The organism is Streptococcus suis (genome assembly GCF_046032115.1).
GTDB classification, from domain to species: domain Bacteria; phylum Bacillota; class Bacilli; order Lactobacillales; family Streptococcaceae; genus Streptococcus; species Streptococcus suis_AJ.
Genome location: NZ_JARQOZ010000027.1, coordinates 1 through 23539, shown reverse-complemented (window position 1 = coordinate 23539; position 23539 = coordinate 1). Strand labels below are relative to the sequence as shown.

At 39.6% G+C, this 23539-nt stretch carries 20 protein-coding genes and 1 pseudogene; 19 read left to right on the top strand and 2 right to left on the bottom strand.

Annotated features, from left to right (window positions below; all coding sequences use genetic code 11):
• Positions 1-187 precede the first annotated feature (187 nt).
• The 17 genes from P7J36_RS08410 (at position 188) to P7J36_RS08330 (ending at position 16990) form a co-directional block, all read left to right on the top strand.
• Entirely contained in the window at positions 188-391 is a 204-nt protein-coding gene (locus P7J36_RS08410) for a hypothetical protein (protein ID WP_024389788.1), read from the top strand.
• A gap of 14 nt (positions 392-405) precedes the next feature.
• Positions 406-588, top strand: a complete 183-nt coding sequence (locus tag P7J36_RS08405) for a hypothetical protein (protein ID WP_024389789.1) — start codon at positions 406-408, stop codon at positions 586-588.
• The gene (locus tag P7J36_RS08400) at positions 572-985 is read left to right on the top strand and encodes a hypothetical protein (protein WP_029175510.1); all 414 of its coding nucleotides are present in this window, start codon (positions 572-574) and stop codon (positions 983-985) included. The genes P7J36_RS08405 and P7J36_RS08400 overlap by 17 nt, the downstream gene beginning before the upstream one ends.
• On the top strand, positions 985-1437 hold the full coding sequence (locus P7J36_RS08395; protein WP_024389791.1) for a thioredoxin: 453 nt from the start codon (positions 985-987) through the stop codon (positions 1435-1437). Before P7J36_RS08400 ends, P7J36_RS08395 begins: the two co-directional genes overlap by 1 nt.
• Entirely contained in the window at positions 1421-1651 is a 231-nt protein-coding gene (locus P7J36_RS08390; RefSeq protein WP_032499804.1) for a hypothetical protein, read from the top strand. The genes P7J36_RS08395 and P7J36_RS08390 overlap by 17 nt, the downstream gene beginning before the upstream one ends.
• Positions 1652-1671: 20 nt before the next feature.
• A complete protein-coding gene (locus P7J36_RS08385) occupies positions 1672-2013 on the top strand; it encodes an SNF7 family protein (protein ID WP_024389792.1) in 342 nt (113 codons plus the stop codon).
• A complete protein-coding gene (locus P7J36_RS08380; protein ID WP_105142750.1) occupies positions 2010-3014 on the top strand; it encodes a hypothetical protein in 1005 nt (334 codons plus the stop codon). The genes P7J36_RS08385 and P7J36_RS08380 overlap by 4 nt, the downstream gene beginning before the upstream one ends.
• Before the next feature lie 17 nt (positions 3015-3031).
• A complete protein-coding gene (locus P7J36_RS08375) occupies positions 3032-3874 on the top strand; it encodes a hypothetical protein (RefSeq protein WP_408551856.1) in 843 nt (280 codons plus the stop codon).
• 121 nt (positions 3875-3995) lie between these two features.
• Positions 3996-4271 (top strand): hypothetical protein, encoded by a 276-nt coding sequence (locus tag P7J36_RS08370; RefSeq protein ID WP_044677939.1) that lies wholly within the window; start codon positions 3996-3998, stop codon positions 4269-4271.
• Between the two features lie 417 nt (positions 4272-4688).
• A complete protein-coding gene (locus P7J36_RS08365) occupies positions 4689-5024 on the top strand; it encodes a hypothetical protein (RefSeq protein WP_029744562.1) in 336 nt (111 codons plus the stop codon).
• Entirely contained in the window at positions 5017-5364 is a 348-nt protein-coding gene (locus P7J36_RS08360) for a hypothetical protein (protein ID WP_024389797.1), read from the top strand. The genes P7J36_RS08365 and P7J36_RS08360 overlap by 8 nt, the downstream gene beginning before the upstream one ends.
• The gene (locus P7J36_RS08355; protein ID WP_029175516.1) at positions 5361-6152 is read left to right on the top strand and encodes a DNA/RNA non-specific endonuclease; all 792 of its coding nucleotides are present in this window, start codon (positions 5361-5363) and stop codon (positions 6150-6152) included. The genes P7J36_RS08360 and P7J36_RS08355 overlap by 4 nt, the downstream gene beginning before the upstream one ends.
• Positions 6153-6159: 7 nt before the next feature.
• Positions 6160-6615: a hypothetical protein gene (locus P7J36_RS08350; protein WP_024389799.1), complete on the top strand. Its 456-nt coding sequence runs from the start codon at positions 6160-6162 to the stop codon at positions 6613-6615.
• A 10-nt stretch (positions 6616-6625) separates the two neighbouring features.
• On the top strand, positions 6626-7186 hold the full coding sequence (locus P7J36_RS08345; RefSeq protein ID WP_024389800.1) for a hypothetical protein: 561 nt from the start codon (positions 6626-6628) through the stop codon (positions 7184-7186).
• An 18-nt stretch (positions 7187-7204) separates the two neighbouring features.
• Positions 7205-9571 carry a MobP2 family relaxase gene (mobP2, locus tag P7J36_RS08340; protein WP_408551859.1) on the top strand — a complete coding sequence of 789 codons (2367 nt, stop codon included), beginning with the start codon at positions 7205-7207 and terminating at the stop codon, positions 9569-9571.
• Between the two features lie 120 nt (positions 9572-9691).
• A complete protein-coding gene (locus P7J36_RS08335; protein WP_024389802.1) occupies positions 9692-9949 on the top strand; it encodes a hypothetical protein in 258 nt (85 codons plus the stop codon).
• Positions 9950-9967: 18 nt separating this feature from the next.
• Positions 9968-16990, top strand: a complete 7023-nt coding sequence (locus P7J36_RS08330; RefSeq protein ID WP_408551857.1) for a PBECR4 domain-containing protein — start codon at positions 9968-9970, stop codon at positions 16988-16990.
• Between the two features lie 209 nt (positions 16991-17199).
• Here the strand turns inward: P7J36_RS08330 and P7J36_RS08325 are convergent.
• Positions 17200-18045: pseudogene (locus tag P7J36_RS08325) on the bottom strand (IS110 family RNA-guided transposase); the annotation flags it as partial.
• Between the two features lie 177 nt (positions 18046-18222).
• Positions 18223-19425: an IS110 family RNA-guided transposase gene (locus P7J36_RS08320; protein WP_408551858.1), complete on the bottom strand. Its 1203-nt coding sequence runs from the start codon at positions 19423-19425 to the stop codon at positions 18223-18225.
• 377 nt (positions 19426-19802) lie between these two features.
• Between P7J36_RS08320 and P7J36_RS08315 the strand changes: the two genes are divergently transcribed.
• Positions 19803-21551 (top strand): type IA DNA topoisomerase, encoded by a 1749-nt coding sequence (locus P7J36_RS08315; protein ID WP_029175409.1) that lies wholly within the window; start codon positions 19803-19805, stop codon positions 21549-21551.
• A 1-nt stretch (position 21552) separates the two neighbouring features.
• Complete coding sequence (locus P7J36_RS08310; protein WP_029175408.1) at positions 21553-23385, top strand: AAA family ATPase; 1833 nt, start codon at positions 21553-21555, stop codon at positions 23383-23385.
• The last annotated feature ends 154 nt before the right edge of the window (positions 23386-23539 follow it).

Here is a 23539-nt window from a genome sequence, read left to right as displayed (position 1 = left end):
AGAAAATATAGAGAAGGAATACATATATGATTTTAGTTGTTGTAGGAGTCTTTTCTTTAGGGGGCTCATTGTTTGTTGTATCGATGTTATATGCTAACCATCAGATCAGGTATAGAAATGGATATGATGATGAATTAGAGGGAGACTACCAAACATTAATGGAGCAACAGAGAAAGTGAGGAATACTATGGGATATGTAGTTTTTAGTTTCGAGGATGGAGACTACCTTTGTGATAAAGAAGGGCGTATCTTGGTTTTTGAGAGTAGGGGATTAGCTTGCCAATACATGCAGGTAAACTATCATATTCCTCTACCTGTTCAGAAGACAAAAAGGATTATTCATTATCCGAAGTACTACCAGGCCCCGTTTAGGGTTCAAAAGGTTTGCTAGGGAAAGGGATTGTGATGAGAGAGAAAGATGAAAAACTGTATGTTGGAAGATTTTATCTGTTTGATATTATTCCCTTATGGAAAGTAAAAATGACCAAGGAGGAATGGCTAGAAGAAGCATTTTTTAGGTCTTCCAAGAAGAAAATAATTGAATGTGTTTTTATTGATGAGGAGGAAGAGGATGACCGAGAAATTTAAGATTGTACGTGGCTATTATTTAACAGGAGTAGGGCAAGAAGATTCTGTCTATTACTTTAAAATCAATCAGGAATTTCCTGAGTTTGAAACTATAAAAGCAGGCGATGTTGCTTTGACCTTTTACCAGAATGGGGATGCAATAACAAGTGTTCCAGCGCTGATCAGAGTAGATGGTATCATCGAGGCAGAGAAGCAAGTTCATGAATTTCTTCAGGGTGAGAAGAAGGACGGTCTTCCTATGCTACCACTGGTTGGGCTGTATGAGCATTTTGATCCTTTGCGTTTTAATTCTATGATGGCTGTCTTTGATAGTCTGAAAGTCGATATAAAACGATTGGCTAAAGTGAACTACGTTCAAGGAGACTTGTTCGAGTTTATCCAAGGAGGTGAAGGGTAATGGCTAATAGAGTTGACTGGGCTAGAATTATCGTCCCAATAACAATAGTAGGCATAATATTCTTTACAGTTCTTGGTTTACAGACTATTTGGACTGAGTATGTGACCAAAGACTACGATAAACACCTTACGGAACAAGTTTACGTTGATGCGGTGGTCAATCAGAACGCCAATTTAGTCTTTTATAAGACAGGCTGTCCTTACTGCGAGAAAGGAAAGAAAGCTGTCATTGAGGCGACTGAGAAAAGCTCTTATCCAACGTTTTATATCGATGTGGAATCAGAAGCTGGCCAAGCTCTTGTGAAGAAATACCATGTTGAAAAAGCAGCGACATTGATCACGATAAGAGAGGGAGAATCGAAGCTATATTTGTATGCTGCTAAGGATAAAAAGGGCAAGATTATCGCTGATGAGAAGAGTATTAAGGAGGCTTTACATGACACGAAAAACTAAGCTTAGTAAATGGGCAGAAACAGCCTTTCAATTTGATACTGAACTATGGCGTTCTCAAACAACTGAAGGTATGGTTGTCCTAGGGAAACTTCCTGATGGCATTTTTACCCTGCTTCGTTTCAATGATGAAGGAGGTCGCTTAACTCATATTTCGGAAAGTGAAGCCTTGTGGCTGACGTTGGAGTTAGCACCAGAGAAAATGGATTATATTTAAGGCTAATGTGGGGAAGTAGAATGCAAACACTAGAAGAATTAAAGCACCATCGTGATACTTTGATTAAGGAGATAAACGAACTAGATACTCAAATCCAACAAGCAGAAGTGACATTAAAAGATATAAAGAGAACAACTATCAAGCAACAGTTTAAGCAAGCACTGGGAACCTTATTAAAACTAATCATTTGGGTCAGTTTCTTTTTAGTAAGAATAGCTTTCTTTTATTATCTTTGTCGTCCATTTTTTTCCTTTCGATGGATGGCTGTTTTATTTGCTATTTGGCTATCTTGTGGTTCAGACTTTCTTTATACCGAAGGTAAAGCTTGGATTCAAGAAATATGGAAAAGGAGAAAAATGTGATAGAAAGACTAAAAAAATGGATTGAAACCGTAAAACTCAGTCCAATTGCTAAACCATTTACCGCAATTAATAGATGGTTTCAAGACAACGTGATTAAGCGAAAGCTAGTTATTTTTTCAGTGTTATTTACAGCTTGGATAAGCTTATTATTGGGAGGTATTTATTCTCCACAAAGACAAACCTATACCGATGAACAGCTCAAAACAAAGAGAACGTTTGTCAATGGAGCAGGGGAAATTAGACTATCTAGCCAAACCTATTCTCCTGAAACGGGCATAATCGTTTTACAGTTTGAAACGAAGGATTCCACCTCTCCAGTTGATCGTGGTATTGATACCAAACGTCTCAAATGGGACCTATATGCTCAGAAAAAAACAACAGATACCAAAATGGAGATTGTTCCAATTGTGGATAATAAAATCTCTGTCATTATCCGCAATGTTCCAGAAAATTTTGGAGCTTATGCGATTGATATTACGAATTTGACTGTTGCTACTAGCTCAATTGACATAGATATTTCTAGACATTCAGATGAGCAAGAAAAACAAGCTGACCCCAAAGATGATAGCGAGGATAATGTTGTTCAATTTTATGTCACGACTCAAAATAGTAAGCTCAAAAAAGAAAAGATAAAAAGTGTTTCTCGTGAGGAATTTGCTTTATCCGAAATCATAGAAGAGAAGACTTTCCAAGAAGGTCAGATTGAAAAATTGAATCACTCTATTGAACAATTGAAGGCTTCTATTGAAGATGATGAGTCTCGGAAAAATGGACTACTCAAAGAAGCTGATTACTTATCAGGTGATGATTTAGAATCTAATCAAAAGGATATTGCGACTATTGAGAGTAACATCGAAACTAAGAATAGATCGATTGAAACGGCTACTCGAAATATTGAAAAAGTTCAAATAAAAATTGAGAGTTTGGAGAAAAAGGAGCTCGCTATCAAGGATGGAACCTTTGAATTTTTGAATCCAATTGAAACAGTAGAAATGAAATAACTAGCAGGAAAATTCTTATGAAAAATTATATTAAAAAATGGAAATCATTAAACAAAAACGGTCTTAAATTATCTCTTATTTGTGGCTTAAATTGGCTCGTTAGGTTTATTGCTAAAAGTCAATTTTATCTCTTCTCAGCTGGCTTTTTAGGCTTGTTAACTTATTACATGCCACAAGATATCCAATTCTTTACGCTGAGGGTTTTAGAGTTGATAATTGCATTTACAATGGGCATTGGTTTTATTAATTTGGCATTATCAAGAGGGGGTAAAAAGATAAGACACGCTATTCTAATATGTATCATGTACTTATTCCTTCTAGCTGGTAATAGTTATATTAAAGAGCACACTTTGACAGAATATATGGTTAATCGTCTTCTTTCAGTTTGGATCATTAGCCTTGTTTTCGCTGTTCTTGTAACATTCATTCAGCCTAGATTATTTAGATACTATCTTTTTAAAAATGTCATCAATAAAGAGTATCTAGGAATACGAAAATTAATAGATGACTTACCTCCACAATCGAATCTTTATGTGGATGCTGATGAAAAAGATGCGAACAAACGGATGCGAATGATCAATCAAAGAGTCATCAAAGAGCCGTATCAAAATGTTGTAGAATTGAGCTTTTTGAACAGAGAAATGACGACAGCTATTGCCTATAAAGCGGTACCGTTTCCTGAAAAAATGGAACGTAATTTTATTGAATGTGATACCATTTATTATCCTGTATTTAGAGTCTATCCTTTCGGTAAGAAGGTTGACTTTTATCATAGACTCCTTCAGATAAAGTTGAGCAGAAATGCAGCGTTCACGAAAAGTGCAAGTATATCAATTCTGAAAAGTTCAGATCTTAGTTAAACTAATATTGCTCCCTAATTGAGATTAGGGAGTATTCTTTTCTAAATTTTTTTGTCCCCTTAACACACAACTTACTATTATCTCTTATACTAAAACTAATTAAAGAAAAGGAGGCCTTCAGATGGCAAAAAAAGATCTGATTAAAATTGATAATGAACTGGAAGAAGCTAAGAAAAAAGTAGCATTTTTAGAAAATGAACGTAAGGCTGCCGAAGAAAATCTTCAAAAACAAATTGGTAAAATCTACGTACAGATACAATTAAAAAAAGATAAAAATCAAACTTATGATTCAATCCTAGATGATCTCAAAACAGAGCTGGCGATTATCAAAGAAGAGGAAAAAGAGAAGCGCCAGGCAGCTAAAATGGCGCAAGAAGCAGGAGAACAAAACACCTAGATGTTCTAACTTCTCAGCTGAAAAATCACTCTGTTTGAATTGTTAAATCTAGTGTGTGTTTGTAGCTGTTACGGTGTGTATAGGTGTGTGTTTTCGCATTCGTTGTGTGTGTAGGTGTGTAAACGCAGTGTGTGTAAGTAGGCGTAGCCGAGAAAATTACCGGTACGGGAAACGTTGATACTATCAACATATCACGCCTAGTGATATCAGTTTCCCTTATGCTCTTTTCTAGCACAGCACACCCAAAAGGCATTAGCCGCAACAGTGTGTGCTTGTGTGTGGAAAAACCGCAACAGTAGAACCTTACAGGTTCGTGACGTTGCGAGGTTGAGGTTTTCTTTTTTGCTTCTTTTTTCCTTTTGCCTCGCCAAAAGAAAAAAGAAGGGCGGCTAGCTGATAGGAAGGGCGGTAACTGAAATGGCAAAAAGCCACCAAACAAGAATTGAAATTCGAGGACTATCTGCTCAAGAGGTAGATTACTTAAAGGCCCTTGCGAGGGAAGCCAAAGCAAAATCATTGAATGAATTTTTGCTTGGCATGTGTCGTGAAAAAATTGAAAAAGGTCAGTTCAATTTTGTTGAAGCGAACTACCTTGCTCATTTAGAAAATATGAAACTGACATCAGATCATGTCTTGCTTTTGACTGAAAAGCAGACAGGTCTTTTGTCTGTTTTTGAAGAAAAAATGACCCGCTATGCAGATCATATTTCGAGGTGGTTAGAATATGAAGGAGAGGTCGATAGCAGTGACTAAAAATTTTATTATACGTAATGTTCCTGAAAAAGTATTTACGCAATTAAAAATGATATCGAAAGGATATGAGTATTCATCTTTTAATGAATTTATGCTGGCCCAACTTCAACGAATTGTTGAGAATGATGGATTGGATTTATATGATAACAAGTTTGCAGAAACGCTGGCAGACATTAAGGAACAACAAGCGAAAATCTTGGAGATGTTACTTAGAAATGAAATCAAGTTATTAGGTTGCAGCGCCAAACAAGATATTGTAGAAGAGCTAACAGTAGATTGGCTTCGTTTCATGGATGATGTTGATGCACTTGCCGCTGAACGAGGAGGAAGTCGCTTATGAAGAAAAATAAATTCTTGTTAGTCAGTATTATATTTACGGCCATTCTTCTAGTGCAGCCACAAAATTTTCAATTTTTAAAAAGCACGTTCACTCAAAATGATTTGGCTAGTCAGTTGAATATCTCAGATTCTCCTGAAGAAAAAAATGCCGATTTGAGAAACGCCCATCACACCCAGAATGAGGAATTAAAATCAAAAGTATTTGATGGTCAAGAACAAATAATTGTGGTCAATGAACGAGCACAGTTTACGACAGAAGAATTGAGTTTAGAAAATGGTTCCTGGGAAAACTATAGTGATCTAGATTTTTTGAATCGTGTCGGAGTTGCTGAGGCAATGCTAGGCCAAGATTTGATGCCGACAAGCGAACGTGAAGATATTTCATCTGTGAAACCTACTGGCTGGAAAAATAAAAAAATCGTGTTCAATGGAAAAGAAGATTATTTGTATAACCGCTCACACTTGATTGGTTTTCAGTTAAGCGGAGAGAAAGCAAACGTAAAAAATCTATTTACGGGAACACGGGCACTCAATGCAAATCTTGATGATGAAAAATCGTCAATGCTCTATTATGAAAATTTGGTTGCCGACTATATTAGACAGTCGGGCCATCATGTCCGTTATCGAGTAACCCCACTCTTTAAAAATGTGGAATTGGTGGCACGTGGTATTCGTCTGGAAGCACAAAGTGTGGAAGATGATACCATATCATTTGATGTTTATATTTTTAATATCCAACCAGGATATGAGATTAACTATTTGACAGGTACTTCAGAAAAATTACAGTGAGGATAATATGACAAAAAGAATCAACGTCTATTTTAACGAAGAGACATTACAGAAGTTCAGTGAAATAAGAAACTACTTGGAAGAAGAAATGGGAGGCAGTTTGAACCGTCAAAGTCCTAATCATTCGGCCACAGTTGTTAAGGTGATTCATGCTTTTCATAAACTGTTTTTAGAATCAGGAGAAAAGCAACCGTTCGCAGAACGGCTGTCTCGGCTGGAAAAAAATTTGGCCAATTCAGATGAGCAAAAAATTCTAAAATCAATTCGCCATCAAATGGACCAGCTGCTCTACTTGGAGCTGACCAATTTTCATGCACTCACGAAAGGAAATCAGTTTGACATTCAAGATCTGGAGTCCATTCACTCTCATTTTGATCCAAAGCAAAATGAATTGATCGCACGTATTGACGATATTATTAAAGAGGATGTTAGTCGAGGACAAGTAATCAAACATTCTCATTGAGGTTCTAAAAATGACAGATATTATTGACCTATATTTAGAGACAGGTGACTTTCATGAAGCAGTAAAGAAATCTGGCTTACCGACTCATGTTGCTCACTTACAATTGATTAAAAGCGGCTGCTTAAAAATTCAAGATAAAATTCAGTATGGTTCTCGGACTGCCCGACTTGGAGGAATGGCTGAAGAGCTTTTTCAAAAGTATGTTCCTGAAGCAACAGATGCCAATAAGTACTTCAAGAAAAACAATCCTGTCTACGATTTCTGGTTTGATGGTTTAACAATTGATGTGAAGTATAGTTCGCTGCACAAAAGAAAAGATGGAGACTCTTATCATTGGCAATTTAGAGTAAAAGGAGATCAGGACTTCATAGTTGCCTTTCTAGAACGAGAGAGTGGTTTGGAATTAGAACAACCAAATATCTTATTGGTTCCAATGCAATTTATCGAGGAAAAGAAGGAGCTGCATATTTCTCCTTCTGGTCCATGGTTTAATGGATTCAAGGTTGAAGCTGAAGAGTTGCAGCCGCTGCTGAAAGACTATGCTCGATTAAGGAAAGATGGTTTATTTTAATTAGAGAGTGGTGAAATGATGAATACGTCTTCTAGCCCGAATATCACGTTCATGCTGCAATATACAGAGGCAAATAGCCAGTATGTTGATTACACTAATCGTAGCGAAGCGGTCAAAATAGATGAGGAACTATCTTTAGAAATCAACCGCCAAATGATTGAAGGATTGACTGAGGCGGAGTTGAATCGTATCCAGAAAGCCGTTCCTGAAACACAGTTAAACTTTCGAGAGTATATTGATTATATGAACCGTTCTTACGCTACAGAATCGCAGTCAGAAGAACTGACTGCTGTCTTTACGCAAGAAGCCGACTATCTTCAAAAGCGACGGTTAACGGATTTGAAAAATCAGTTAGAGGCCGCTTACCAAAATGGATCTCTACTTTGGCAGGGTGTTATCTCATTTGATAATACTTTTCTAGCTAAACAAGGTTTATATGACGTTGTGACTGGACAAGTTGACCAAAAAGCAATCAAGACTGTTATGCGTGATATGATGCCAACACTCATTCAGAAGGAAAGACTTTCTGACTCGGCTTTCTGGTGGGGGAATATCCATCTTAATACTGACAACATCCATATCCACTTTGGTTTATCAGAGGTTGAGTCAAATCGTGAAAAAATCTTTTATCGTCCACGAGGTCGGATGGAATATAAGGGAAATTTTTCTCAAAAAACAATCAATCGATTTAAAAGTGGTATCTATCACGGGCTTCTAAAAGAGGAGACACGGTCAAATCTTCTGCGAAAAGAGCAGGTGCTGGCTAACCTTAAAGCTAATTTACTAACTTCAGTTTACCAGGAAGACAAAATTACCTCTTCAGCTGAAAAAAATTTTTTGGAACAAGCCTACAATCACTTGCCAATGGGTAAGAAGTGGCGGTATGGGTCTAATGCCAGGGATTTTGCGGTGAGTAAGTTCTTTCTGGATCGTTACCTAGATTCTTATTTGCAGAATGAAGGAAATGCTGCCTATCAAGAGTTTTTACAGGAAACTAGAGAGTTTCTTGCGACTTATGAGGGTGTCTATTCAGCTGAAAAAAATCAAGCCTATGAGAAGATCCGAAAGGTTGATGGAAGAACCATTCGGTCATTGTCAGAATCGAAAGGCTATGATCTAGAACATCATCTGGCCCGTCGAGTTATGGATCTAAGAGAACGGTTGGCCAATAATATCCTTCGTTCATTTAGAGAGGCAGCCCCTCAAATTCAAAGCCTTCAGCTGGAAAAAAATTTGGATAACTTTTCTACTCTGAACCAGGAAAAAATATTAGAACGACTGCCTGAAGCCAGTGTAGTAAAAAGCAAAGAAGCCTGGCAAAAACTAGGCTATTCAGTGAAGGCTGGAGAAGAAGCGCTTGAAATTATAAAACCTGTGTACGGGGAATATGATGAAAACGGCAAAGGAATAGGTCAGCCAGATTTTGTAACAGACTATGTTTATGATGTCAGTCAGCTGACAGAGAATATCCGGATGAAGACAATGACCCTAAGGGACCTATCCTTGTTATCATCAGATGAACTAAAAGAGCTGGTTGATGCTGCTAAGTTGAAATCAAATCCAACTGAAAAAGAACGTCGTGAATTAGGGACTTTCCGTTATGCTTTGAAATTAAGTATGCTGGAAGCAAGTCAGAAAGAATTACAGATCCAACAAAAACTCTTGGATCAGCTTCAACCTCTAGCTTCTGATCGGCCGTTTATAGATTTCAAGAAACAGTCAATCAATCAGGAATTGGAAGCAATTAAGCTACAGCTTACCCCGAATTTCAAACTGTCTGATGAGCAGCAGCTACTGAGACAACGCTTAAAGAATCAATTTGAAGATAGCGTTGCACTTCCTATCAAAAAGGCTACTGCTGGAACTATCCAGCTTCCGATCAGGCAACTACGTACGGAGATAGATTTTGCTAGTCGACTTCAGGATGATAGTGTCCTATCACTTCTGAAGGGTTCTGCGACGACAAAGGAAGCCTATATTGAGGAACTTCAAACTCATGTCTCTATTTTTCAGCTGAAATACCATATTAACGCCCGAAACCAACAGATGGAACGACTATCAGATGAATCAGCTATCAAGCAGCTGAGGATAACTAATGCCCAGGGCTTTTCAGAATTGAAACGCTTATATGCTAAATTACAACCGACCGAAGAAAACCAAAGTCAGATTGTTCAAGCTGTTTCTAAACAATTGCAGGAGCGGAAAGTTGTTAAAAAAGCCCAACTGCAGCAGTCAAAAGGAGCTGCTAGGATAAATACAAACTTCATGCGACAGCTAACAGCTTCATTGAAGCGGTCTCAACAAGCAAGTAAAAAAGCCCTTATGGACCGTGCTAGAAGTGATGAACGTGAGGAGCAAGAAGAGCGCAAACAAGCTCAGCGATAATCAGTCATTGATGTTTTATGGCTTTTTTCATCGAAAAATCATCTCAATTTGTCCTCTTAACACAAGGATTTTGATTATCCCTTACACTAGAACTGACTATAGAAAAAGGAGGAACAGACAATGTTACATTTCCCAGGTGTATCAGAAAAAGAGTTTGATTTTGATGCTGATTGGTTGGTAAAAGCAACCGATGATATTCAAAAGAAAATTCTTTTTGTCGGTCAAGGAAAAAATGGTGATCTAGAGTTAGAACTTGATTACCAGGCTAATCCAGAGCAGTTTGAGAGTTTTTCAGTTGGAGAACTTGTTCAACTACCAAGAGAAATTTTCCTGGTACCTGAAATAATACCTTACCAACCACAGTACGAGTGTTTTTAGTGAATGAAAGGAGTCTTTATGGCAGAAGAACATACACAGCAGCCATCATCACGAGGAAAGAGCCGTCGAGAGAGGGTCGAGTATGCCAGGTCACGTGATATTTTAGATGTTGCTAATGAACTTAATATTGAGCTGGTTCAATCAGGACGAGACTATCGCTGGAAAGAACATGATTCTATGGTTGTTTCCACTAAAAAAAATATGTGGAATTGGTTTTCACGTCATCAGGGTGGTGATGTTATTGCTTTAGTTCAAACAATAAAAGAAGTTGACTTTAATCAGGCGATTGATTTTCTCAATGACGGCACCTTTAAAGAATTTACAAAAGTCGAACATGTGCAGGAACCCTTTTCTTATTATCTGGCTCCTTATGAGCAGCCGTTTGAAGCTGCTAGAAGCTATCTAAAAGACCAACGTGGGCTTTCAGATGAAACCATTGGTTTTTTCTTTGAAAAAGGGGTACTTGCCCAGGCTAATGCCAAGGTAAACGGAAGTATCGAACCCGTTGTTGTCTTCAAATCACTTGATTTTTCAGGTGAGATTGTCGGAGCTACACTACAAGGTATTGAAGAAAATTGGGAGAAATGGCCTGAACGTGGCTATGCTAAGAATATTGTCAGAAACTCAGACGGTATTATTGGTATGCACGTAGATATCGGCCAACCTAACCGCCTTATCTTTGCGGAAAGTGCAATTGATCTAATGTCTTATTATGAATTACACCGAGACCACCTTCAAGATGTGCGGTTAATCTCAATGGATGGTCTGAAGGAAGCAGTTGTGGGCCGACATGTGGCGCAACTCCAGTCGGAAGTTTCAGGACGGCCTCTGACCTGGAGCCATGATCAGCTGGCGGAGGGTTTGCAGACTGCGATCGATAACGGCTTCTTTGCAGATGGTAAACATGCAGATTGGATCACCCTGGCAGTTGACAACGACGAAGGTGGACGGAATTTTATCGCCTCTTTACGTGAAAAAGGGGCTACTGTTACTGAGGATTTGCCTCTTTTGAAAGAAGGGCAAGTAAAAACTGACTGGAACGATGCACTCAAGCAGCCTCCTATTGATAATAGTCGCTTAGGTCAAGCTAGACGAAAACTAGATCGTTTGAATCAGGAATTCTCAGATGCTACAGAAGCAGTTTATGGACACGCGGCGCAGACAAATGGCCAGCCAATGAATGATAAACGTGGCGGTGCTAGATTCTTTAAACGTCAAGAACAGCTGGAGAATAGAGTCTTTGATAAGTTGAATGAAATCAAGAAGCAAGAAGAACGTGTTGAACGGCTAGAACAACAGGCAGAGTTCAAGGAACAGGGGCTCAATCGTCAAGGAACAGGCCTTGAGATGAGTGTTCAAAATATACCTCGGATAAGAGAAGAACTTGAAAAGGCGGAACGTGGGGAATCAATGTATACCAAAGCCACCCTTAAACGCTACCGTGAGGAGTTAACTCGTCTGGAGAAAATTTCAGAACAGCTTGCAATGACAACCATTCAACCAGGTGCTCAAGCCTTGATAGAAGCTGGCAGCGTAACACAGTGGGAAAAACGGCCCAATCTGTACTTTGTAAAAGGACTACGTCGAGTAGCTCTTGAACTTGGTGAAGATGGAAACTTTAGAGAATCCGCCGGATACCGTCCACGTACTGCTGAAGAACAAGAGCGAGTTAATGAACTATTAGAACAACAGGGCAAGAACGAGGGTGAACCTCAGATTTCCACAGTTGAAGCAGAACACAAAGAAGGGTTAATTCATGGGCAAACAAACGAGGGACAAGGTCTTCTATTTGAAAATCTTGTCGATGTAATACCAGCTTCAAATCATGCAACGGTACCAGAATTACAAGTTGTTTTTGATTTCTCAGAGAATCCAAAATTGTCTAATCTGTATTCTTCAGAAGAGGTCATCCCTTATAATGACTTCATAGCTAATCTATATGAGGAAAATGAGTGGCAATCCATCAGTCCAGACTTAGGATATGATAAGACTTATTTTGCTTTGCAAGACGAATCAAGGAATCCTTTAACCCCCAAAATCCGCTTTGATATTGGTAGTGAAACTGAAGATCTCTCTGAACAATTGAGTCAGGATTTACCGAGTCCGTATTTGGAGTTGGCTCAAAGGGCAGATCATGACTACCATGCCAAAGTGTCCTATGATACTTTTAAAGCTAATCAAAAAGGACTATCTGAGGCAGTTCAAAGTCAAATTCAAGCGGGTGTCTTGCAGGTTACCCTCTCAGATGATGCCTATTTCTATACCTTGGTCAACTATACTGGGTGGAGCCATCCTTTGCAGCAGTTGAAACCCAAAGCACTAGAGGGATTGAAAGAGTATCGTGCATTCTTTGAATCCATCAACGATACTAATATTGAGCGGTTTAAAGAAAAAGGTACACCTGAACAGAATCGGATGTACGATATCTTAAAAAACCTTCAAAAAGATTTAGGTCGTTCAAATACTTCTACGGTCTTTTCAGAAGAAATAGCAATCAGTGCCTATAATCTTAATCGAAAATTAGAAAGTTTGACAGCTGAAAATTGGGCTAGTAGCATTGTAGATCCACTAGGCTCACTAGGTCGTGATGTATGGAATATTATCAATTACCCTGCTAACGACATTGTGACTGGAGATACAGACTACTATTTCCAGATAGTCCCCTATCACCTGCTAGAATACCTTAACGGTAAAACTGGAATTGTTGAAATATCTCTGGAAACTTATAATCATATTCTTCAACAGTTGAGAGACGAAGAGATCATTATTGCTCCTGAAACGCCTGAAGATGTTGCACAGGTAGAACATGGGAAGAAATCAACAGCTGAAGAAACAGTGCATGAAGCCCCTGCTTTATCGTCGGGAGGCTCAGAAGTTAGTCCAGAGGACCAAAAATGGCTAAAGGAGAACTGGGAGAATATTCGTTTCACTGTTCAGCTACCAAAAACTATCACAGGAAAAGATGAGGCCTCTTTCCAAGATCCAGAGCGGCAGCCAAATTTGCAAATTGTTTTTCAATCGTCTGGAGAACAGGTGATTTTAGATAAATACGAGCCAGGAGAAATTGTTCCTTACGATATATTTGTGAAAGATCTCTATTCGGAAAATAGGAAACGACTAGAGGAAGCTACTGAATTACCTACTTTCCCAGTACTACACCTACCAGGAGATGAAAGTGGAACCTGGTTTGGTCTGCTAGACGAGAATGGGAACACCTTAATTGAAAGATTTAGGTACGACATTGGAGTAGAAAATGAGACGATTTCAGAAAGATTGGAGCGCTCAATTCCCTCCGAATATCTGGAAATTGCACAACAGATAGATGCCCTATTCCCGAAAATATCGTTGCCAGAAGTTGTTCTAGAAGAACCAGGGATCCCCGTCACCATATATTCAGAGCATCAAAAGATTGGGACCATCGACCTCGACGATTTATTCAACAAAGGCGATTTAGGAAGCATTTCAGATGAGCTAGGGTATGGTTGGGCAGTCAATCCAAGCAGAATGCTTGCAGTTATCAATGATGAAACATTGAACCAAGTTCAAGTAGATAATCTTATTGAACGAATGATTGAGAATGGGATAAGTGGTGTTGATCTTAAACAATATCTGGATAATCCTGAATTTTCTTTGAAGAGTTATGCTGAGACAGGTGATATTGGCTTGCAGGAAAAAGAAAAAGCCCAAGAAGGGCAATCAGTGCAAAATAAAAAGGAGAGGACCAATGTTAGTAAGGGTTCTTTACAGCCCGAAGCTGAAGGCAGTGCCATACCCGTGCCATCAGATGGCACCTTTGGGCTAGCTGTTACCAGCCACCCGACGTTATCCTCTCGTTACTTAAAGTTTACCATAGATAACGGCTATGTGTCAAATGTCAGAGATGGCTACCATGTGATAAGCCAGAGAGAACTGGATAAACTCAATAATTTTGCACCTTCCATTCAGGAAATGGCCAACTGGTATCGAGATAATCTAGCTTCATCAAATATATTGTATGTGGTTCAAAATGGTGCTGAGACAGATATTGTACGTCTGACTTTTGATGAGAAAAATTTTTCGCATCTAACAGGCATTCAACCTGTAGAAAAAAATCATAGTGCTGCCAAGACTTTACACGATTTTGCAGAAGGGATAGGGCATTACAATAATATTCTACTGGCTAATCAGAATAACACGTTCAAGAAGTTAGGTGTATTGCCGAACTTAAAGGCAGTTCTTAATCCAGTATCCTTTTATTTCGATGATTTAGAAGAAATAAAACGGTTTAGACGTATGGATGTTTCGAGGGCAATCAAGTCAGACGATGAAGACATTCTACTTGCGTTTAGAACTGTAGACGGGACTTCTTACCCAGCTACCTTACTGAAAGTTAAGGGAGGAGTAAAGGCTGATATTGATTCGGTAGAGGGTAAAACCATCCTTGGAATCTATCGTGAACGTGCTGGTCAGATTGAGCAGATAGCTGTCAACGAAGAGCTGGTAAAGGATAACGGTAAAGCGATGTTTGAAGTCTTGAAAAATCAAGAGTACGAAGAACCAGACCAGGAAATAGCAATAGAAGAAGCTCAACAAATAGTAGATATTGACTCTGACGGAGATGGTTACACGGATCAGGTAGAGATTGCCTTAGGTACAGATCCTTTCGATAGCCGAGACCACCTAGGAAAGGCAAGAGAGGTTTCCACAGAACAGTTCACCCAAGTATTGGATGCTGTCTATAACGTTGGTGCCCCAGAAAGTCTTGAACGCATTCCAGAAGAGCTTCATGCGGCCTGGACTCGTTACTTTAGCTATGCTGAAGAGCATGGCGACGACTTAGGGAAAATCATTGCAGCAGCGGATGGTGATCAGCTATTGGATAAGACCTCAAACCTCTATCAAGAGTGGCATCAGGACCAGATATACCAGAATGATTACCATGTACGTCTTCAGTGGGCGGAGGAGTGGCCAGAAGGTCCTCAGATTCCATTTAAGGAAACAGAGCTTGTAGCCTACCAAACATTCATTGAAACGTTGTATGAGCAAAATCAAGCCTTCTATAAACGTCATCAAGACAGTATGGCAATAGTTAATGAGACAGGAAACCAAGAGGCATATATTCCATTTACAAAAGTGAAATTTGATATATATGCTCCTGGTGGGACACTGATTAAGTCAGATGTTCGCTATAATATTGGTGATGAAACAGAACCGATTTCACGTCTGCTTGGTTTAGGCTATCGTCGTTTAGAAGGCCAACCTCAACTAGCTGCTATTGATAAACAGGTCCTTTCTCAGCTGGAAAATCAGGAAGTGAATCAGGAAATTTCTACGGAAGCTAATGAGCAGAGCTTGAAGGCGACAGAGATAATTCCTGATGAAAGTGGTCATTCCAAGGGGAATTTCCATTCGCCTAATGAGGCTATGAAGGTTGGATTGACTCAACGGGTTGAAGAGATAATGGCAGAGGATGCAGCCAAGATTTTAGTTTCTTCCATTCCTCAAATCCAAGAAAGTTTATCATTTGAAGGTAACTTGATTGGCACTTCTCAGTTGGATGGCCGAATGCTATATATCAACCGAGAAGACTTTGGCCAAGATTATCATTTAGAATTAGCAGTTCACAGTCCAATGATGATTGAACAGCTATCTGATACCCAGGCACCTTGGACCTTGGCGCTTATCAAAGGGGACGAACCACTTGGCTATGTGGCCTATGGTAGTGACTGGGGCAACGACTTCCAAATTGTAGAAGAGTTAGAGAAGTTTGCTGAACAAATCGGATCAGAAAGAGTACCAGAAGGCCTGTATAAACAGGAAGAAGTGGATACCTTCCTTGCTACAAGTCAGACAAATGAAAATACTCAAAAAGAGTCGAAACCAGCAACTTCAGACGAACCCTTTGACTATAGCAGTGCCACTGCCTACGAAATAAGCGAACATGCTTTCCAGAAAATTCGTGAGTATACAAACTCACCAGAAGATATGTTGGAGTATATAGACTTCATGAGTAAATTCCCACAACTATCACCACGCAACATCGCTCTAATTCATGACCAGTGGCGTGGAGCAAATGTGGTCGCAACCTATGACCAATGGCAAGCAATGGGAGACGTATTAGGAATTAAGCCAGAGGACGTTATCCAAACCAAGGCAGTATACACCAACAAGCGGACGGGTGAAACTAAGGAGGTCCTTCATCAAGGTTTGTCAGTCAAAACAGGTGAAAAGTCGCAGATCACTTTGTTTAGACCGTTGATGGTTAAGATGATTCCAGTCCTTGATGAGAATGGTCGCCAGGTAAAAAATGACAAAGGAAATCCAAAGTATAAGAAGTTCTCAGAAGCATCAGCACAAGAAAAGGCTCTAGTGAAAGAAGGTAAGATTCCTGTACGTCAATTCCAGGAAAGGGATCCTAAAACAGGTCAAGCACGTTTTACGACTTACAAGGTCTTTGAACTATCACAGACTACACTGAAGCCAGAAAGTTATCCTAAAGCCATGCCTAACCGTCACTACAACTTTAATGTTGATAAGGTTAAGACAAAAGAAGTGCTGGAAGGCTTGTGTGATTATGCTGAAAGCATTGGGGTTAAGATGATGAAAGATGAGGCTCGTGTTTTAGGTAATGCAAAAGGTGCCTTTTTCCCAGGAGAACAGCTCATTTTGATCAATCCAGACAATACACCTGGAGAAAAAATTGCCACAACCATTCACGAGTTAGCGCATGCCACACTCCATAACCCTAAATTAGCTGAGCAGTATAAGGAGAACCTTCCGAAAGGTCAAAAAGAACTTGAAGCCGAGATGACCAGTCATCTACTTTCAAAACACTTTGGCTTGGATACTTCCGAGAAAGCTATCGACTATATAGCAAGTTGGACAAAGAATTTGACAGTCTTAGACGATAAGCAGTTGGCAGATTCATTGAAACGAATTCATAAAACAGTTTCTACGATGCTGAAGCAGGTTGAAACTCGCACCAAGCCCTATCAGGTTGGGAAAATGAGAGGACAAGCACCAAATTTTCCTAAAGCCCAAGTGAAAGGGCCTAGTCGATAATCAATCAGGCACTCTCTTTCGAGGGTGCTTTTTCTACCATTTGTCAAGTCTATCAAGGTATTTGATGAAAAATATTTTGTGTCTCGTCATCCAAATAAGGAAATTGTTTTCTTTTGGACTAAAGTTTCGTGTAAAAAAGAGTACACGAAATGAACACCTTATGTTGAAAATTTTTGATAAGGTGTTACAATAATATTGCATAAACAGTTTTACCGATTTTGGGTAGAAGTATAATCGTAAAGCTTATTATGCGTAATGAGGTAATACATTGTCCGAATAAGACGATGTATGGAGGCAATCGTGTGTGGCTTCGTAGAAGTCGTTTGCGATTGTCTTTTTCGTTTCTCATAAAAGTCGGCGATATGGCAAGGATTGGTGTGACTGGCTGAAGCGATATTGTGAATACATTTGAACAGAATCTTTCTAGCGTAGGGATTACCACGCTTGGTAATGTGTTCCTTAGCGAGGAAGTTACCAGATTCATAGTGTCTCAGATCAATACCGATAAAGGCATTGATTTGATTGGCAGACTGAAAACGGCGAATATCTCCCAGTTCACCAATAATACTTGATGCAGTAGTCTCAGCTATTCCAGGAATAGAGAGCAGAATGTCATATTCAGGTAATGGCTGAGCTAGTTCCACCATTTGGTCTAGGACAGCTTGTCTACGTTCAGAAAGTCTAAGTAATTCTTTTGCATAGTAACGCACCTCTTCTAGTATTGGAGAGGTTTTCTTGACGGCACAATAAGATTGATTAGCTAGTGCTGTAAGCTTTTCGGCTAAGTACGCCACACGCTTGTCCGAAATCCGTTTTGAAGTGGATTGACGGATGCTCTCTAAAAGTTCATCCTTGCTTAACTCAAGCACGAAGTCCTTACAAGGAAACGCAGTAACTAAGTTCCAGTATTGTTCCCCAGTTGGCTTTGATAAGACAGTCTCTATCTCTGGAAACGTGACTTGCAAGACCTTGTGCAGACGGTTTTTAGCTCGAACAATGTCCTCGGTCAGATTCTGATAGAAACGGCTGAAATCCCGCAAGTTTTGGTAGACTTTTCTACCATTTGTCAAGTCTATCAAGGTATTTGATGAAAAATATTTTGTGTCTCGTCATCCAAATAAGGAAATTGTTTTCTTTTGGACTAAAGTTTCGTGTAAAAAAGAGTACACGAAATGAACACCTTATGTTGAAAATTTTTGATAAGGTGTTACAATAATATTGCATAAACAGTTTTACCGATTTTGGGTAGAAGTATAATCGTAAAGCTTATTATGCGTAATGAGGTAATACATTGTCCGAATAAGACGATGTATGGAGGCAATCGTGTGTGGCTTCGTAGAAGTCGTTTGCGATTGTCTTTTTCGTTTCTCATAAAAGTCGGCGATATGGCAAGGATTGGTGTGACTGGCTGAAGCGATATTGTGAATACATTTGAACAGAATCTTTCTAGCGTAGGGATTACCACGCTTGGTAATGTGTTCCTTAGCGAGGAAGTTACCAGATTCATAGTGTCTCAGATCAATACCGATAAAGGCATTGATTTGATTGGCAGACTGAAAACGGCGAATATCTCCCAGTTCACCAATAATACTTGATGCAGTAGTCTCAGCTATTCCAGGAATAGAGAGCAGAATGTCATATTCAGGTAATGGCTGAGCTAGTTCCACCATTTGGTCTAGGACAGCTTGTCTACGTTCAGAAAGTCTAAGTAATTCTTTTGCATAGTAACGCACCTCTTCTAGTATTGGAGAGGTTTTCTTGACGGCACAATAAGATTGATTAGCTAGTGCTGTAAGCTTTTCGGCTAAGTACGCCACACGCTTGTCCGAAATCCGTTTTGAAGTGGATTGACGGATGCTCTCTAAAAGTTCATCCTTGCTTAACTCAAGCACGAAGTCCTTACAAGGAAACGCAGTAACTAAGTTCCAGTATTGTTCCCCAGTTGGCTTTGATAAGACAGTCTCTATCTCTGGAAACGTGACTTGCAAGACCTTGTGCAGACGGTTTTTAGCTCGAACAATGTCCTCGGTCAGATTCTGATAGAAACGGCTGAAATCCCGCAAGTTTTGGTAGACTTTTTCTTGGACATAAGTGGGTTTACGATTCAGCACAAATTGAGATTGAGCCAGTTTTTCGGCGTCAATTTGATCTGTTTTCCTCACACGCAAGCTATCCAGTTGCTTCTTAGCTTCTAAGGGATTAAGCCTTGTATAAGCATAGCCATTATCTTCTAGAAAAGTTTGGAGACGGCGAGAATAGACACCTGTTGCTTCAAAGATGATTTCTGGTTTATGGACGGTTCTCAAATCGCCAAGTAGCCGAGCAAAGCCGATGGCGTCATTGGACATGGTATAGCCATGAACTTTCTCACCATTGACTAGAATGGCCACTTCTGAACTTGCCTTACTCACATCAATCCCAAATACTACTCGCATGATATTACCTCTTTGTCTTGAATGATTCCTTGTTTTAGTGATGTCATTTTCAATACTCGACGTCTGGCGTCCCACATACTTTGATAACATTCTTCCTAAAACAGGTGTCTTGCCAGTTTTTATTGCGACGTCTAGCGTCAAAAGCACCCTCGACTTAACAAGACACCTCTACTTTATCATAAAGAAAAAGTAGTTAGTACTTTCTCCCGTCGGAGATTTCCTCACTACTAATCTTAGTATGTTTTATATATAAGAAATGACATAAAAAGTTATATAACAATTTATGCTGTTTCTAATAATAAGAATTAAGTGTCCTCTTAACGCACAAATTGTCATTATCTCTTATGATGAAGCTATCAAGAGAGAGGAGATAAGATATGGTAACAGTGATTCTAGCTGAGAAAGAAACACAGGCAGTGGCTTATGCAGAGTGTTTGGGCAAGGCTAGTAAAAAAGGAAAGGTACACATTATTAAACAAACACCCTATTTTTCAGATGAGGTGCATATCATTGCAGCAGAGGGGCATTTGTTTGAATATGGGCTACCCAAGGATAATTGGGATTTGGATAAACTACCATTGGTCGATGTTTCCTTTAAGCAGACCTTAAAGCAGGACAAAATATCTAAAGATACTTTCAAACAGATCTATCAGGAAGTAACAGCAGCGAGTCAGGTGATTATCGGTACAGACTCTGATAGGGAAGGGGAGCGGATTGCCTATTCAATCTTGTCCCACATTCCAGAAGGGAAAGATAAAGTAACTAAGCGCCTATGGGCCAACTCGTTGACTATACGAGGCCTTCAGAAAGCCTTTCAAAATTTAAGAGAACCTATGGAAACCTATAACTACTATCTGGAAGCTGAAGCACGTGCACAGTCAGATTGGCTAGTAGGCATGAATTTGTCTCCTCTAGTTACTTTAGAATTACAAAGTAAGGGGCGACTTCCAAAAGGGAAGGGAAATAGTTTGTCTGTCGGCCGTGTTCAAACTCCTGGAGTACGGCTAATCTGTGAGAACGATATAGCGATTCAAAATTTCCAGCCAGAAACCTATTGGAAATTACAATTGCAAGATAAGGAAACGGAGATCAGTTTCACAAATAAGGATAAGTACTCAGATAGTGAACTTATCCTTACAACGTCACGAGAACTAAGCACAGTTTCTACCGTTTCTTCAGTTGAAACAGAAGAGAAACAGAGAGCAGCACCACATCTATTTAATCTATCCGATATTCAGGGATTAGCGGCTAGACAGTGGGGATTTGAACCAACTAAAACAGAAAGCATAATAGAAAGTCTCTATTTGAAAAAATACTTATCTTATCCTAGAACAGATACTCGATATATCGATGAGGAAGAGTTTAGCTATTTAAGAAACTATCTGAAGAGTTATCAAGAGGCGATTAATTGTCCTTTTGAACCAGTAAATATGGAACCAAGGGAAGATTATGTTAATCCTAAGAAAGTAGCCAAAACAAGTCACTATGCTCTTATTCCAACTGAGAATATCCCGAACCTAGTAACCCTGAAGCCAGAAGAAAGGCTAATCTATGAAGCTGTTGTTCGCAGAACCCTTCTGATGTTTGCTGCTGATTGTCGCTGTCTAACAACGACGGTTGAAGTGGAAAACCAGGGGATGGTTTTCAAAACAAAAGGCCGTCAAATGATTGACCCAGGTTGGGCCGCTCTTAGCCAGCAAAAACTAAAAGGGGATGTAGAGCTACCAGATTATCGTATAGGAGATCAGTTTGAGACAAAGGTCAATATCCTTGAGGGAGTGACAAAGCCACCAAAGAGGATTACAGAAAGCCAATTGATTAGTGAAATCCTACCCAAGTACGGCTTAGGTACACAGGCAACTAGGGCAACCATGTTGAAAACCATTCAAGATCGAGGTTATATCAAAAAGGACAAGAAGACAGGGCAATTATTCCCAACGAATCAGGCTTACCTCTTGATTCATTACCTCTATGATAATGAGTTTGCCAGTCCTGAAACAACAGGCGGATGGGAAACGTTTCTATCTCAAATTGGAGAAGGAGAGATAAACCCACGTGAATTTGTGGATGCTATCAAGGAAAAATTAACGCATCAAATTTTGGCCGCAAAAGAAAGGAGAGATTGAAGTGGAAGACGAAGTGAAGACACCCTATCTTGATAAGTACACTGACAATTTGTCAGACAAAGTCTCAAAGAAGGTGGCTGATTACCAGGTTTATGGACGAGATAAAGAGGTTCAGGCCGTCATCGTTTCCCTTCTCAGGCGAACGAAAAACAATCCTGTCTTAGTTGGAGAGGCTGGAGTCGGGAAGACAGCTATTGTCGAAGGCTTAACTCTTGCTATCTTGCGTGGTCAGGTTCCATCTGCCTTAAAGGGTTTAACGGTACGCTCTTTGGAACTGTCTAGCTTAATGAGTGAAGAAGATGGTGGCTTCATAGCCAAGTTCAAGAAAATCATTGAGGAGATGGTTGCTACACGAGGACAGAATCTCCTCTTTGTAGATGAATTTCATACTATTGTTGGTGCAGGTGGCCAAGACGGTCAGGCTCTTGATGCAGGAAATGTTATCAAGCCAGTCTTGGCACGTGGCGACATTCAGTTGGTCGGTGCAACTACCTTAGATGAGTTCCATGACTATATCGAAACAGATAGAGCATTGGAACGTCGGGTCCAGCCAGTTATGGTAGAGGAACCGACAATTCCGCAAGCGATAGCGATTATCGAACAGGCAAAAGGCGTTTATGAAACATTTCATGGGCTAAAAATTTCTTCAGAAGCAGTTCGACAAGCAGTCCGTTTGTCTGTTCGCTATATTACAGATCGTTTTTTACCAGATAAAGCCTTTGATTTGATCGATGAAGCAGCAACTATTGCTTCAGTTGAAGGAAAAGAGAGTGTAACAGAAGTAGATATAGCCCAAGTCTTGAAGGATAAAACTGGTATTCCTGTTACGACAATTTTAAAAGGAGATCAGGAGCGGCTAGATGGTCTCAAGGAAAAATTGATGAGACGAGTCAAGGGTCAGGAAGAAGCGATTGATGCAATTGTTGATGCTGTGACCATTGCTCAAGCAGGCTTACAAGATGAAAACAGACCAATCTCCTCGTTCCTCTTCCTTGGTGCGACTGGAGTTGGGAAGACAGAGTTAGCCAAAGCCTTGGCAGAAGCACTTTTTGATGATGAAGATGCCATGATTCGTTTTGATATGTCTGAGTATAAACAGAAAGAAGATGTGGCCAAACTAATCGGAAATCGTGCTACGAAAACAAAAGGGCAGCTGACGGAAGGAGTCAAGCAGAAACCTTATTGTGTTTTGCTACTGGATGAGCTTGAAAAAGCGCACGGTGAAGTCATAGACCTATTTCTCCAGGTGCTTGCTGATGGGCGCTTGACAGACAGTACAGGTCGTCTGGTTAGCTTCAAAAACACAATTGTCATTATGACCACAAATAGTGGTGATAAGAAAATTATCAATAAGTGGGAATTAAAAGGCAATTTCAAAAATTTATCCGATCGTGAGTGGCTTCAGTTTGAGAAATCTATGGTCAGCGAGCTTCAAAATGAATTTAGACCAGAGTTTTTGAATCGGATTGAAAATAAACTCATCTTTAATCTCCTGGAGCGTGATGTTATTGAAGAAATCGCAGAGAAAAATTTATCTGAGATTGAAGCTAGGTTGAGCCAACAAAATGTAACGTTCTCTTATGAACCAAGTTTAATTCAGTATCTGTCGGACGTGGGAACCGATGTAAAGAATGGTGCACGGCCCTTAGAGCATTTGATTAAACAAAAAGTATTGCCACCGATCTCGGCTAAGATTCTATTGTTGGATAGGAGTAAACAAACTTACAATGTTCATTTATGGGTGGAAGGGGAGGCACCAGATGGCCAACATCGCAAAGACTTGAGGCAGATCAAACTAGATATTGAAGGAGAAATGGATGCTCTCTTCAGCTGAAAAATATTTTTCCTGCGATTTGTCCTCTTAACGCAGGAATGTTATTTATCCCTTACACTAATCATGTCAATAAAAATAAGTCTAGTGGTAAAAAGTCAATAGAAAGTTGAGAAAATTCTAGTTGTTTTTTTAGAAAACAGGGTACACTAAAAAC